At 70.4% G+C, this 13,787-nt stretch carries 12 protein-coding genes and 2 tRNA genes; 8 read left to right on the top strand and 6 right to left on the bottom strand.

Going from position 1 to position 13,787, the window contains the following annotated elements:
* Positions 1-46: 46 nt before the first annotated feature.
* From ACFYM6_RS05625 to ACFYM6_RS05615, 3 genes are all read right to left on the bottom strand, one after another.
* On the bottom strand, positions 47-1,120 hold the full coding sequence (locus ACFYM6_RS05625; RefSeq protein ID WP_387272554.1) for a sugar phosphate isomerase/epimerase family protein: 1,074 nt from the start codon (positions 1,118-1,120) through the stop codon (positions 47-49).
* 239 nt (positions 1,121-1,359) lie between these two features.
* On the bottom strand, positions 1,360-4,695 hold the full coding sequence (locus tag ACFYM6_RS05620; protein ID WP_387272552.1) for a ThuA domain-containing protein: 3,336 nt from the start codon (positions 4,693-4,695) through the stop codon (positions 1,360-1,362).
* Positions 4,696-4,960: 265 nt separating this feature from the next.
* A complete protein-coding gene (locus ACFYM6_RS05615; protein WP_387272550.1) occupies positions 4,961-5,347 on the bottom strand; it encodes a hypothetical protein in 387 nt (128 codons plus the stop codon).
* 285 nt (positions 5,348-5,632) lie between these two features.
* Between ACFYM6_RS05615 and ACFYM6_RS05610 the strand changes: the two genes are divergently transcribed.
* From ACFYM6_RS05610 to ACFYM6_RS05595, 4 genes are all read left to right on the top strand, one after another.
* Positions 5,633-5,705, top strand: a tRNA-Asn gene (locus ACFYM6_RS05610).
* A 168-nt stretch (positions 5,706-5,873) separates the two neighbouring features.
* A complete protein-coding gene (locus tag ACFYM6_RS05605) occupies positions 5,874-8,012 on the top strand; it encodes an MMPL family transporter (RefSeq protein ID WP_387272549.1) in 2,139 nt (712 codons plus the stop codon).
* A complete protein-coding gene (locus ACFYM6_RS05600; RefSeq protein ID WP_387272547.1) occupies positions 8,002-9,243 on the top strand; it encodes an FAD-dependent oxidoreductase in 1,242 nt (413 codons plus the stop codon). Before ACFYM6_RS05605 ends, ACFYM6_RS05600 begins: the two co-directional genes overlap by 11 nt.
* Positions 9,244-9,385: 142 nt before the next feature.
* Positions 9,386-9,462: transfer RNA gene (locus tag ACFYM6_RS05595), tRNA-Ile, on the top strand.
* A 14-nt stretch (positions 9,463-9,476) separates the two neighbouring features.
* On the opposite strand, the gene ACFYM6_RS05590 is transcribed toward ACFYM6_RS05595, so the two are convergent.
* Positions 9,477-9,848: a tyrosine-type recombinase/integrase gene (locus tag ACFYM6_RS05590; RefSeq protein WP_387272545.1), complete on the bottom strand. Its 372-nt coding sequence runs from the start codon at positions 9,846-9,848 to the stop codon at positions 9,477-9,479.
* Between the two features lie 72 nt (positions 9,849-9,920).
* Here ACFYM6_RS05590 and ACFYM6_RS05585 point away from each other — a divergent pair, with 72 nt between their 5' ends.
* Positions 9,921-10,289, top strand: a complete 369-nt coding sequence (locus tag ACFYM6_RS05585) for a hypothetical protein (RefSeq protein ID WP_387272543.1) — start codon at positions 9,921-9,923, stop codon at positions 10,287-10,289.
* 257 nt (positions 10,290-10,546) lie between these two features.
* Positions 10,547-10,915, top strand: a complete 369-nt coding sequence (locus tag ACFYM6_RS05580; protein WP_357051212.1) for a hypothetical protein — start codon at positions 10,547-10,549, stop codon at positions 10,913-10,915.
* Here the strand turns inward: ACFYM6_RS05580 and ACFYM6_RS05575 are convergent.
* The gene (locus tag ACFYM6_RS05575; protein ID WP_387272541.1) at positions 10,912-11,097 is read right to left on the bottom strand and encodes a hypothetical protein; all 186 of its coding nucleotides are present in this window, start codon (positions 11,095-11,097) and stop codon (positions 10,912-10,914) included. The genes ACFYM6_RS05580 and ACFYM6_RS05575 overlap by 4 nt on opposite strands.
* Before the next feature lie 197 nt (positions 11,098-11,294).
* Here ACFYM6_RS05575 and ACFYM6_RS05570 point away from each other — a divergent pair, with 197 nt between their 5' ends.
* On the top strand, positions 11,295-11,594 hold the full coding sequence (locus ACFYM6_RS05570; protein ID WP_387272539.1) for a multiprotein-bridging factor 1 family protein: 300 nt from the start codon (positions 11,295-11,297) through the stop codon (positions 11,592-11,594).
* A 308-nt stretch (positions 11,595-11,902) separates the two neighbouring features.
* Positions 11,903-12,664 (top strand): DUF2510 domain-containing protein, encoded by a 762-nt coding sequence (locus ACFYM6_RS05565; protein ID WP_387272537.1) that lies wholly within the window; start codon positions 11,903-11,905, stop codon positions 12,662-12,664.
* 74 nt (positions 12,665-12,738) lie between these two features.
* Here ACFYM6_RS05565 and ACFYM6_RS05560 read toward each other — a convergent pair whose 3' ends face one another.
* The gene (locus ACFYM6_RS05560; RefSeq protein WP_387272535.1) at positions 12,739-13,764 is read right to left on the bottom strand and encodes a hypothetical protein; all 1,026 of its coding nucleotides are present in this window, start codon (positions 13,762-13,764) and stop codon (positions 12,739-12,741) included.
* Positions 13,765-13,787 lie beyond the last annotated feature (23 nt).

Genomic DNA, 13,787 nt, shown 5'->3' with positions numbered 1-13,787 from the left:
CCCCGGTTTCCCGGGAGCGGCCCCCCTTGCGGTCGGAAAGGTCGGGTCAGCCCCGCAGGCTCGACATGTGCTGGTAGCTGATCTCCGCGTAGCGCAGCGACCGGCCCGGGTCGGCGCTGCCACCGGGCGCGGTGTCCTGCTCCCACATCGGGTTGTGGTAGCCCTTGGCGCCCATGTTGGCGAAGAAGCCACCGTAGTCGATGTCGCCCTGGCCGAGCGGCACCATGTCGTACCCGTTGGTGGTGCCCGTGTTGATCTTGCCGTCCTTGGCGTGGAACAGCGGGAACCGGCTGGTCCGGGCGGCCACGGTGGCCAGCGGGTCGAAGACGTTGGTCTGCGTCACGCCGTCCGGGTCGGTGTAGCTGCGGTACCGGTACTGGGCCACGTGCGCCCAGTAGATGTCCATCTCGAACCAGACCCACTCCGGGTTGGTGAGCCCGAAGAAGTACTCCAGCTTGCGGACGCCGGAGGACCGGGTCGGCCGGCCCAGCGCGTCCAGCGGCCCGCTGTCCAGCAGGAAGTTGTACGCCGCGTCGTGGTTGTGGGTGTAGAGCTTCAGCCCACGTGCGGCGGCCATCTCGCCGAAGGTGTTCCACCGGTCGGCGGCGGCGTCCCAGTCGGCCTTGTAGTTGCTGCCGGTCGGGTCGCTGCCGGTGCCGATGTGGGTCATGCCGAGGATCTCGGCGGTGTCCAGCGTCTGCTCGAACTGGGCGATCGTGGTCGGGGTGACCGTGCCCGGGACCGAGGCGTGCGAGCCGTTGGCGCGCAGCCCGTTGTCGTCGAGGATCTTGCGGATCTCCGTCGGGGTGATCTGCCGGCCGAGGATCGAGGTGTGCTGGGTGTACCCGGCGAACTCGACCTCCTTGTAGCCGATCTCGGCGAGCCGGCCGAGCACCCGCTCGAACCCGAACGGCACTCCGCTGCCGTCGTCGGCGGCGCCGATCCGGTCACGGACGCTGTAGAGGATGATGCCGCGCTTGCCGGGCGGGACGAGTACGCCGTTGCTCGCCGCACTGGCCGAGGGGGCCCAGCCGGCGGCGCCGACGGCGACCGCCCCGGCCGCCCCGGCGATGGTGCCGAGCATCCGTCGGCGGCTCATCCCGTGTGTGCTGTCGTTCATCTCGGGCTGCCTTTCTCAGGTGATGGGTGGTGTTGGAAGGGGGAGTCGGGCCGGGGGGGGGCCGGCGGGGGGCGGGCCCCCCCCCCCCGGCCCGCCGGCCCCCCCCCCCCCCGGCGGGGTACAAGAACCGCGGTTGTGTGGTTTTTTTCTTGCGGGGTTGCTTTCTTGTGGTTTGGGGGGTTTTTGGGGGGGGGGGGGGGGCGGGGGGGGGCCGTCCGGTGGACGGCCCCACCCGGGCGTCACGGCGTGACGCCGATGCCCTGGCCGGTGAACTCGACCCAGTTGAGGTTGCCGAAGCCGCTGGTCGGCCCGCCGGAGACGGTGGTGAAGACCAGGTACAGCTTGTGCGTCCCGCCCGGGTCGGTGATCGGCACGGTGGTGCTGGTGAAGGCGTTGTTGCCGCTGGTCGCGTTGACCGTGGCGGTGGTGAGCAGCGGGCCGGTGGGGGAGTCCAGGCGCAACTGGACGCCGAACCGGGGCTGCCCGGCGGTGGCGGCACTGCCGCCGGAGGTGCGCAGCGTGATCGACTGCATGTTCTTCAGGTTGACGGTGTTGTTGATCGCGATCCAGTCACCCGCGTCGAGGCCGCCGCGCTGCTGCCCGCCGCCGGTGTCGGCGGTGGTGGCGACCGTGGTGCCGGACTCCTCGGTGGCGAACTCGACCTCCTGCCGCTTGGCCTGGATGATCTGCTGGTCCACCGTGGTCAGCGCCGGCTGGCCGTTGGCGCCCTTGTCGGTGTACGACGCGCTGACCACGCCGTAGATGTAGCCGCCGTGCGAGGCGTCGTCCGCCTCCGTGGGCAGCACGCCCGAGCAGCCGAACTGGTTGGCCTCACCGTGCCCGTGGGTGTCGTGGCCGAGCACGAAGGTCACCTCGACCTTGCTGCAGTCGATCGGCCCGTCCTCCGGGTCGGTGACGGTGACCGTCCACGGGATGTCGTCGCCCCAGCTGAAGAAGCCGCCCTCGAGCGGGGTGTTGACCGTGACGGTCGGCGCGGTGTTGCCGACGGTGATCGTGGTGTTCGCCGACGCCGTCTTGCCGCTGGAGTCGGTCACCGTCAGGCGGGCGGTGTAGACCCCGTTGGAGGTGTAGGTGAACGACGGGTTCGGGTCGATCGAGTCGGTGGTGCCGTTGCCGTCGAAGTCCCAGGCGAACCGGATCGAGTCGCCCGGGTCCGGGTCCTTCGAGCCCTCGCTGGAGAACGAGACCGTCAGCGGCGCGCGGCCGTTGGTCGGGGTCGCGTTCAGCACGGCGGTGGGCGCCCGCAGGCCCTTGACGTAGCTGAACTTCAGCATGGCCGCGTCCGGGTTGATGTTGAAGAACCCGTCGCCGTAGGTCAGCAGGTAGAAGTTGCCGTCCGCGCCCCAGCGCATGTCCATCGGGTTGTCGCAGAGGAACGGCTTGGCCGGGGTGGTGGGCGCCTGCCCGCAGTTCAACACATTATTGATCTTCAGGATCTCACCCTGGTCGTCCAGCCGGATCTCCTTGAGGGTGTCCCGGGTGAACTCGCCGAAGAAGATGGCGCCGTCGTAGTACTCGGGGAACTTCGTCTCCGACCTCAGCTCCGGGTCGTAGTCGTACTTCGCCGCACCGTGCGGGCCGACACCACCGGTGCCCAGCTCCGGGAAGAGCACCGGGCAGGTCTGCGTCGGAGTCGACAGGTAGGACTCCGGGCAGGGGGTCGGCGCCTGGAACGAGTACCACAGCTCAGACTTCTCCACCTTCGGCAGGTCGGTCAGGCCGGTGTTGTGCCGGGAGGTGTTCTTCGGCGCCGCGCAGTCGAACGGCGCGACCGGCGAGATGGGGTTCGTGGTCCAGTTCATCTCGATGTACGGCAGGTTCGGCTGCACGCACATCGGCCAGCCGTAGTTCGCCGGCTTGTCGACCACCATCATCCGACCCGTGCCCGCCGGCCCGCGCCCGACCTGGGCGACCGAGGAGTCGGGGGAGTAGTCGGTGATGTAGGCGACGTCGTTCTTGTCGAGGGTGATCCGGAACGGGTTCCGGAAGCCCATCGCGTAGATCTCGGGCCGGGTCTTCGCCGTGCCGCCCGGGAACAGGTTGCCCGCCGGCACGGTGTACGAGCCGTCCGCGCCCACCGTGATCCGCAGGATCTTGCCCCGCAGGTCGTTGGTGTTGGCCGAGCTGCGCCGGGCGTCCACGAAGGGCGCCTGGTAGACGCCGGTGGCGCTGACCGAGTCGTTGTGTGGCGAGAAGCCGCCGGAGCCGCCGCCGCCGGCCGGGGTGTCGTCCCCGGTCACCAGCCAGAGGTTGTTCTTCGAGTCGAACGCGATGTCACCGGCCACGTGGCAGCAGGCGCCTCGGTCCACCGGCACCTGCATGATCTTCTGCTCGGTGCTCAGGTCGAGCGACGGCGTCTCCCCGTCGACGAACTTGAACCGGGAGAGCTGGAAGTAGCCCTGCCACACGTCCCAGGCGTGCGGGTCGGTGCTGGTGGTCGGCGCGGCCCCGGTGGGGGTGTTCAGCGGGGGCGCGTAGTACAGGTAGACCCACTTGTTGGTGGCGAAGTCGTTGTCGACCGCCGGGCCGTACATCCCGTCCTCGCTGTGGGTGTAGACCGGGATCTGGGCCAGGACGGTGGTCTGGTTGGTCTCCGGGTTGTGCAGGCGTACGCCGCCGCGCCGGTCGGTCTGAAGCACCCGGCCGTCGGGAAGGACGTCGAAGCCGATCGGCTCGTTGACGTTGGGCTGCGCCCCGACCACCGTCATCTGGTAGTTGGCCAGCACGGTCGCGCCGCAGTCGCCGTCGGTCACGCCGGCCGCCCACTGGATCGCCCCGCCCAGGTGGGCCCGCAGGTCCACGGTGCTGTAGCTCTCCGGGGTGGCGCCGAGTCCGGTGTAGAACGACCGGCCGCCCTGGTAGTCCTTGCACCAGGTGACCGGGTGGTCGAAGCCCATCGTGCCGCCGGTGTACGTCTTCTCGTCCACCGTGGCCAGCACGTGCGAGACGCCCCGGACGTTGGCCGCGAAGTTGTACCACCGGTCGGTGGTGCTCCACCGCTGCGGGAGCGTCTCCGACGCGGGGTGGACCCGGTCGGCGACGGTGACGGTCGCCTTGCTGGCGGCCGACGGCGCGCCGGTGGCCCGGGTGCCCAGCACGTTGGTGAGGAAGGACCAGTCCGGGTTGGCTTCGATGGCGGAGTGCACGCCGACGAAGCCGCCGCCGTCGCGGTAGTACTGCTCGAAGGCCGCCTGCTGGGCGTCGTTGAGCACGTCGCCGGCGGTGTTGAGGAACACCACGGCGCGGAACTGCTTGAGGTGCGGCTCGTCGAACTTGCGGGCGTCGTTGGTGACCTCGACGGTGAAGCGCCGTTCTTGCCCGAGTTGCTGGATGGCCTGCACGCCGGCGGCGGTGGCGGCATTGTTGCCGCTGGCCGACCGGGTGAAGACGAGCACCTTGTACTGCATGCCGTTGCTGTTGGGTGCCGGGGCATTGAGCACCGGCGCGGCCTGGGCCGGGGTCGGAGCCTGCTCGGCCGTCGCGACGAGCGTCGCGCCGACGAGGGCGAGCAGGCTGAGGTGGGTGGCGGCCCTGCGGCCGAAGGGTCTGCGCATCGAACCTCGCTCTGGTCGGGCGGGTCCGCCTCAGCGCGGGACGAGAGCTGAGGAGGTCGCTGATGTGGTGACGAGAGCCTGGCCAGGTTCTACGCGAGACGATATTTGCGGACGCGACCAAAGAGAAGAGGTCGGAGCCAAAAGTTTTCTATGAATCGCTTCGACTTTTGTTCAGGATCAGCAAAAGTAGGAGGGTTGGGTCCCGTCCGGGCAGACGAGAACGGGCCGGTCGCCTGATGGCGACCGGCCCGCTGCCCTGATGGCGTCAGGAGTTGCTGCCGGACGGCTTGGTGCTCCCGCTGCTGGTCGACGCGTTCGGCCCGCTGTTCGATCCCGTGCCGGCCGAACCGGACTTGGCGCCGACGGAGGCCGGCGTCCCGGCGAACGGCTTGTCGGCCGAGGTGAGCCCCGGCTTGCCGCCGTTGTCGCTGGTCAGCTTCTCGCCGAGCTTCGTCTGCCCCAGCCTGTCCTTGCCCTCGGCATAGAGCCGGGTCGCCTGGGCCTGCGCCACACCCGCCGCCTCCTGGACGGTCGGGTGGTCGAGCACCTTGCGACCCCGGACCACGAGCTCGTCGTACTTCTCTCGACCGGCACGGGCGCCCAGGACGAATCCCGCAGCCAGCCCGCCAAGAAACATGATCTTTCCGCGCATGGCGGCTCCTTCCGTACCTGACGCGCCGCCGTCCCCGACCGGGCGGTTGCCGACCGGGAACGACCATCTCGCGCCTGCGTCCTCTGTCGGCGGCTAACTACCCATCCTGCTCTCCGCTCATGCCTCCGCGCGCCCAGATGGCGATTTGTCCGTATTGATGATTGATCGTGTCGCCCGGAAATGCCGCCGCGGATGGCGGTAACCCCCTGGCGCACCACCCCCGGATGTCCTGTACTCTTGTCCCCGTCGCCCGGCGCGGAGAGATCCGAACCGGGTGATCTGCGGTCCCCCGTAGCTCAATTGGCAGAGCAGCCGGCTGTTAACCGGCAGGTTTTTGGTTCGAGTCCAAACGGGGGAGCTTCGCTTCACAGACACCCGTCGACCCCAGGTCGGCGGGCGCTTCTCGTTTCCCTGCCCCGGCGTCACGGGCGGTTTCCGCCCGAACGGTGCGCCCTGCCCGGCAGGATGGAGGTCGACTGGGACTCCCGCTGCGTCGGTTCGTGCGTCGGTTCAAAGGTGGGTGGAGATGGCCGGAGGACCGCACCGCTGGACGGCGACGCTGATCGCGGGGGCGGTCGTACTGGGTTGGCTCGTCATCGGGGCGATCGCCGGACCGTACTCGGGGAAGCTCGGCGATGTCGCCACCAACGACAACGCGGCCTTCCTGCCGGCCAACGCCGAGGCGACCCGGGCGCAGGACCTGTCCGCCGGCTTCGTGACCAGGCAGACCACCCCTGCCCTGATCGTCTACCAGCGCACCGCCGGCATCACCCCGGCCGACCAGCAGCGCGTCCGGGCGGACGCGGCCCGCTTCGCCCAGGTGCCTGGGGTGGTCGCCCCGCTGCCGCCACCGATCGCCAGCCAGGACGGCCAGGCGGTGCAGGTGATCGTCCCGATCGCCAGCGCCGAGGGCGAGCGGATCCGGCAGGTCGTCGGCCAGTTGCGCGGCATCGCGGGCGCGGACCGGGACGGGCTCTCCGTGGACGTGGCCGGGCCGGCGGGCCTGCTCGCCGACCTGATCGAGGTCTTCACCGCCATCCACGGGCCGCTGCTGCTGGTCACCCTGGTGGTGGTGCTGGTGATCCTGCTGATCGTCTACCGCAGCCCGGTGCTCTGGATCTGCCCGCTGCTCGCCGCCGGCATGTCATACGCGCTGGCCTCGCTCTTCGTCTATCACCTCGCGCGCAGTGACGTCATCAAGCTGAACGGGCAGGCGCAGGGCATCCTCACCGTGCTGGTCTTCGGCGCCGGCACCGACTACGCGCTGCTGCTCATCGCCCGCTACCGGGAGGAGTTGCACCGGCACGAGCGCCCGTGGGACGCGATGCGGACCGCCTGGAAGGGCGCCGGCCCGGCCATCATCGCCTCCGGCGCCACCGTCATCCTCAGCCTGCTCTGCCTCCTGCTGTCCAGCCTCAACTCCAACCGCGCGCTCGGCCCGGTCGCCGCCGTCGGCATCGCCGCCACCCTGCTGGTGATGCTGACCTTCCTCCCCGCCCTGCTGCTGCTCGGCGGACGCTGGGCGTTCTGGCCGCGACGGCCCCGCCACGACCACGCCGACGCGCGTACCGAGCACCGCGTCTGGGGCCGGATCGCCGGCTTCGTCGCCCGGCGGGCCCGGCCCGTCTGGCTGGTCACCGCGGTGGTCCTGGCCGCCCTCGCCGGTGGCGTGACCCAGCTCGACGCCAACACCCTGGGCCAGTCCAGTCTGTTCACCCACCGCACCGACTCGGTGGCCGGGCAGGAGGTGATCGACCGGCACTTCCCGGCCGGCACCGGCAGCCCGGCCACCATCTTCACCACCGAGGCCACCGCCCGGCAGGTCGCCCAGGTGGCCCAGGGCGTACCCGGGGTGTCCGCGGTGCGCCCGGTCACCGGCCATGGGCCGGGCGGGCCACCCGAACCGAACGCGCCGCCCAAAGTGGTCGACGGGCGGGTGCAGCTGGAGGCCACCCTCGCCGACCCGCCGGACAGCCACGCCGCCGAGCGGACCGTCCGCGACCTGCGGGAGGCGGTGCACAAGGTGCCCGGCGCCGGCGCCGTGGTGGGCGGCTTCACCGCTGTCAACGTCGACACCGCCGACGCCGCCGTCCGGGACCGCAACGTCATCATCCCGGTGGTACTGCTGGTCATCGCGGTGATCCTGGCCCTGCTGCTGCGCGCCCTGCTCGCCCCGCTCCTGCTGATCGCCACCGTGGTGCTGTCGTTCCTGGCCACGCTCGGCCTCTGCGCACTGATCTTCAAGTACGGCCTGAACATCCCCGGCGTCGACCAGTCGTTCCCGCTCTTCGCGTTCGTGTTCCTGGTCGCCCTCGGCATCGACTACAACATCTTCCTGATGAGCCGGGTCCGCGAGGAGTCGGTCCGCCGGGGCACCCGGGCCGGGGTGCTGGCCGGCCTCGCCGTCACCGGCGGCGTGATCACCTCCGCCGGCATCGTGCTCGCCGCCACGTTCTCCGCGCTCGCCGTGCTACCGCTGGTGGTGCTCGTCGAACTGGGCGTGGCGGTCGCCATCGGGGTGCTGCTCGACACCATCGTCGTCCGGTCCCTGCTGGTGCCCGCGCTCGCGTACGACATCGGGCCGAAGGTCTGGTGGCCGAGCCGGCTGTCGCGGGCCAACCGGGACGGGGATCGGGCCGGGGCGGAGGTGACGCATGCCCGCTGAGACCGACGTGGTCATCGTCGGTGGTGGCCTGGCCGGCCTCGCCGCGGCCCGGCGGCTGCACCGCGCCGGCGTGCCGTGGCGGCTGCTGGAGGCCGGCGACCGGCTCGGCGGCCGGGTCGCCACCGACGAGGTCGACGGCTACCTGCTGGACCGTGGCTTCCAGGTGCTCAACACCGCGTACCCGCGGCTCGGCGGCCTGCTCGACCTGGCCGCTCTAAACCTCGGCTGGTTCAGCGCCGGCGTGCTGGTCCGCCGCGGCGACCGGCTGGACCGGCTGGCCAATCCGCTACGCGAGCCCGCCGGCCTCGCCGGCACGCTGACCGCCGGGGTCGGGTCGCTGTCGGACCGGTTGCGCTTCGCCGGGCTCGTCACCGGCTGTGCCACCCTGCCGGTGAACCGGCTGCTCACCGCGCCGGAGACCACCACCGAGGCGGCGCTGCGCCGGGCCGGCCTCTCCGACGCGATCATCGAGGAGTTGCTCCGGCCGTTCCTCTCCGGCGTCCTCCTCGACCGGGAACTGGCGACCTCCAGCCATGTGCTCGCCGTGATCCTGCGCTCGTTCGCCCGGGGGCGGATCGGCCTGCCCGCCCGGGGGATGGCGGCGCTGCCCCAGGCCGTCGCGGCACCGCTGCCCGCCGAGCTGATCGATCTGAACAATCCGGTCAACGCGGTCGCGCCGGGCCGGGTCCGCACCCAGGCCGGCGACCTCGCCTGCCGCGCCGTCGTGGTCGCCGTGGACCCGCCGGCGGCGGCCGCCCTGCTGCCCAGGCTCAACCGGGTACGCATGCACGGCTACACGACCTACTACCACAGCACCGACACCCCGCCCCTGGCCGAGCCGATCCTGCTGCTCGACGGGGAACGGCGGGAACTGGTCGCCAACACCGTCGTGGTCAGCCGCGCCGCGCCCACGTACGCGCCGGCCGGGAAGCACCTGGTGGCCACCTCGGTGGTCGGGCCGCAGGCCCCGCCCGAAGCGGTCATCCGGCGGGAGTTGGACCGGCTCTACGGGCGGTCCACCGCCGACTGGACCCACCTGACCACCGTCACCGTCCCGGACGCGCTGCCCGCCGCGCCACCGCCACAGGGCCGGCTGCGCAAACCGGTCGCGCTCGGCGACGGGCTCTACGTCACCGGCGACCACCGGGACAGCCCGTCCATCCAGGGGGCGCTCGCCAGCGGCTGGCGGGCCGCCGGGGCGGTGCTCGCGGAGCTGCGCAGCGAGGGCTGAGCGCAGTGGACCATGCGGGTGCCCGCCGATCCGCTGCGCGCTGTTATCCTCGCGTTGCCCACCGTGCCGGTCGGATCTTGAGCCCGGCCGTTCGGGTGGTGGCCGGTGATCCGTTGAGCGGGTTACGATCCGGCGCGGTAGCGGGGCGGTAGCTCAGCGGGTTAGAGCAGGGGACTCATAATCCCTCGGTCGCGGGTTCGAGTCCCGCCCGCCCCACCACGCAAAATCCCTGCTCAGGCATGGTGCCAACGACCCGGACGAACGGCGTCAAGATCGGGACCAACGCCAGTCCGCACTGAGTCCGCAGCAGCACGAGCGGCCGCCCGGTCGAGGCGGTCCGCCACTTGGTCCAGGTCGTCCTCGAACAGGTCCGCGTACATGTCCAGCGTCATTGCTGCCGAGGCGTGCCCGAGCATCCGCTGCACCGCCTTCACGTTGGCACCCTTGGCCACTGCCAGACTCGCTGCCGTGTGCCGCAGCTCGTGCGGTGTCAGGCCGGTGCCGCCGATCGACTCCGCAGCCCGATCGGAGACCCGCCGGCGGAAGTTGTTGTTACGCAGGACCTCACCAGCCGAATAGCCGCATGCACTGTCTAGTCCCACCACCTGCTTGACAGTGAGGACCCGTCCCAGGACACGCTCGACGTCGCGCCTGGAACTCGTGTCAGACTCTGGCCCATGCCGCACGCCCGGTTCTTCTTCGACGCGGGGGCTGGGGGTGTCCTGTGGCCAACCAGCCCACAGGACTGGCAGGCCTTGGGGAATCCGGTGCTCCTGGAGGCGCTGCCGATCAGCGTGACCCTTCGGGATGAGCTGGCTCAGCTGGCCGAGTGGTACGACGCATCACTGAACTGGGACTATCCGCCTGACCCGGGGCCATGGCGCGAGCCAGAATGCCAGGCCTTCAACAATGCCGTTCGGCGGGCGCTCGATCAGCTGCGCGCCGAACTCGGTGACCAGTGGGTGATCGCGGACCACTTCGAAGAGGTGCATGAGGATCCGGACCTCGATCGGTACCTCGCCGACCCGGCCAGCTTCCGGCGGTGACCCGCGTCGGCCATAGCCACAGGCCACCGCGGCTGTAGAGCATCTGGCGGGACGCGAGTGCCAAGCGCGTCCCGTGACGGGACAGGGCACCGTGCACGCTGTCTACTCGCACCACATGCTTGACGAATCCGTCCCAGCACATGTTTGACGGTTGGCCTAGGTTCCATGCTGTGTGGGGCCGGGCCATGGTGCGGGCCAGGCTGCTCGGCGCCCGTGCGGGGTAAGCCTCTGCAGGGATCTGGGTGACAATCTCGCGCATGAGCGCCTCTGACGTCGTAGCGGTCGACCTCACTTCGGACGAGCGGTTTCTGCTGAGGCGAGGGTTGGCCGAGTGGGGTGGACCCGCGCATTCCACGGATGATCTCGCCCGAGCTATGGGCTTCCAGGACCAGGTGGACCTCTACCACGGCGAGGGTCGCAGGCTGGGAGAGGCACTGGACCGCGGGGAGCCGTTGTCGAGGTCGCAGTGGCGAAAGCTGTTGTTCTCCACTGAGATCGTCTTCGCGAGTGACGTGGTGGGTTCTGGCTGTGACTGGTCGATCACCACTGGCCTTTCTGACGAGGAGACGATCAAGCTGCTGCGGGTGGTGCAGCGGAAGGTGGCCCGCGCACTACGGATGTCTTAGGCATCGGCGGCCACTTTGCGGGGTCGGCTGGCTTTGAGGTTGCGGACGGCCTGGTCGGTGGTGCGTCGGACGAGGCGGGTGCCGTCGTCGCAGGCGATGGCCAGCTCGGTGTCGGTGACGTTGATGGTGACGGTCTTGCCGGCGTGGACGCGGCCGAGGGCGACTTTCTGCCCGACGACCATGACGACTCCGCTGTTGGATGCCCGCCGCTGCACCTGCACGGGTTCGGTCGCAGGTTGCGGGGGTGATCCGGCGGGTCGGGCGCCTCGCAGCCGGGCCACCTCGGCGGGGGTGAGCGGGTTGGGGCCACCGGGCGCGCCGGGCGTTGGCCAGCTGCATTGATGAGGCGCACCGCGTCGTGGAAGAGGAGGGCTAGGTCATGGGCGAGCGCAGCGATTGGGCCGCGATGCGGGAGCGGCGCATGGCTGAGCCTGGAGCCGCGGAGGCGTACGACGCGGCGCGGTTGGCGTTCGAACTCGGTCGTGCGGTGCGCGATCTTCGTGAACGCCGGGGTTGGAGCCAGGCGCAACTTGCTAAGGAATCGGGGATGACGAAGTCGGCGGTCGCGCGGTTCGAGGCGGATGGAACCGTTCCAACCCTGCCGGTGTTGGAGCGGTTGGCAGCGGCCTTGGATGTCAGTCTCAGCGTGAGCTTCGAGCCCCGCGCTGCGGCGGCTTGAGGCGCTGAACGAAGACCCTGGCGTCGGTAGCGCTCATCGGGCACCAGCCCTTGCCCGCGATGTACGAACGCGGGCTGCCACAGTCGCGGTTGTCGTCATAGCCAGATCGGCAAGTGACGGCGGCGAAATCTCCGGCAGCATCGCCCGGCCGCCGGCGCCCGAGCCGGATGCGGCGGCTGGAGCGGTCGAGGCGGTAGACGGGGGATCGACTACCAGTCGAGGCTGGGGCATACGCCGAGGCTCTCCTGGCGCGGCCTGCCCTGATTCACCTCTTCACCGGCGCGGATGATCGTGGCAAGGTTTCCTCCGTGCAGGGTGGCGGGGATGGCGCGACGGGTGGGCGGCGGCCCGGTTGGTATCCGGATCCCTCCGGGCGGCAGCCGGTCCGCTGGTTCGATGGCGACCGGTGGACAGCGCACGTGATCGACGGCCGGCAGCAGCCACAACTGGACCCGCTGCCCGATGGCGCCGCCCCGCCGCCCGTTCCGCCCGGCCCGCCGCCGGGGGTGTCCGGTGCGCCGGCTCCCGCGCCGGGACAGCCGTCCGCGAAGCTTCCGGTCGGGTCGCTGGTCGTACGGTGTCTGGTCCTCGGCATCGTGGCGGTGCTCCTGGTGCTCGGCTTCCTGGCGCTGCCGTACGCCGGGGTGGACAGCCCGCCCCGGGACTTCAGCTACGCGCCGGTGCGCTATCTGGAGTTGGGTGCCTGGCTCAGCGTGTACGACACGAAGATGAGCGCCTGGGGGCGGGCCTACTCCCAGGGGCTCGGTCCGCTGATCGCGCTGGTGGTGTGGGCCGCGGTCGCCGGCACGGTGCTGCTGGTGGCGCTGGTGCCCCGCTACCGGACCCATGAGCCGTGGTGGACGGTGCTGGTCTTCGTGCTGGCGGTCGCGGCGGTGTTCGGGGCGATGGTCGCCTCGCCCAGCAACGACACCATCCTGCTGAAGTCGGCGGCTGGTTACCTGACGGTGCTGGCGGCGCACGCGCTGCTGGTGTTTACCTGCCCGCTCAGGAATCGGCGGCGGCGACCTCGCCTGGATCAGCCAATGGCGGGTGGCGGCGGGCATCCGTAGCCAGCTCGGGTGGTTCGGGGCGGCGCCGGTGGGTCCGGCGCCGCCCCGAGCCGAGGCGGGACTGTCTTCCCCGTTTAGCGGGTGGCGAGGAACTCGTTGATGGCGATGGTGACCTGCTGGCCGGTGGTGTGGCTGCGCACGATCGACATCACGCGGTCGTGCAGGTCGGTGGTGCCGGAGCGGTCGTAGGTGTCGGAGATGACCAGGTCGAGCCAGGGTCGTTTGATCGGTTCCGGTTTGCCTTGGATGGGTTTGGCGAAGAAGTCGGCGAGGGCGTCGGCGATGCGGCGTTTCGCTGTGGTGAGCTGCTGTGGCAGGTCGCCCTGCCGGTCGGTGGGTATCTGTTCCAGGGTCGTGGTGGCGTCGGTGAGGTCGGTGACGGCGGCGTCGAGTTGTGCGGGGGTGGTGAGTTCGGTTGCGGCGATGCGGTTGAGCAGGTCGCGGGCGTGGACGAGGTGTTTCACGACGGTCAGTCGCTGGTGCAGCGCGGTGACCTGGGTGGCGTCGGTGACCTTGGCGATGGCCGTCTCGGCGGCCGTGATCGTGTCCGCCGACGGGTTGGCCTCGGCGGCGGCGACCGCGTCCTGCGCCGCCTTCAGCAACTGCGCCTGCTGGTCGGCGAGTTGCACGCTCATCGAGCCGATGATGAGGGGCAGGTTGTTCGCGCCCACGATCCGCAGGTCGGCGTTGCCGTTCTGCCGGTTCCGGAACATCACCTGGGGCAGGTCGAGGGTCACGGTCTGCCAGGTGTTGACCATGGCGGCGGTGATGCTCACGCGGGTGGCGCTCTGGTACGCCGACCCGGTCGCCGCGGAGTCGTACTGGAGGACGAACGAGCCGGTGACCGGGGAGCGGTACTCGATGGTCGCGGTGGCGTCGTACGGGCCACCGGTGAGGTAGCGGTCGTCGACGGCGAGGTAGAGGTTGTTGCCGGAGTTGAATGTGTTCCGGTCGATCTGCAGGGCGCGCCGACCGTCGACGGCGATCTCGTGCGCGGGGCCGCTCTCGTACGGGATCCAGGTCAGCCCGTCGGGCTCACCGGAGAAGTCCATCGAGACCCGGGTCGTCGGTGGGGCGGGTGGGACCACGTCGAGGCGCACCGCCGAGACGGCGAGCGGAAGGT

It is taken from the genome of Micromonospora sp. NPDC006431, assembly GCF_042870725.1.
Taxonomy (GTDB): domain Bacteria; phylum Actinomycetota; class Actinomycetes; order Mycobacteriales; family Micromonosporaceae; genus Micromonospora.
This window is presented reverse-complemented; position numbering and strand designations above follow the sequence as displayed.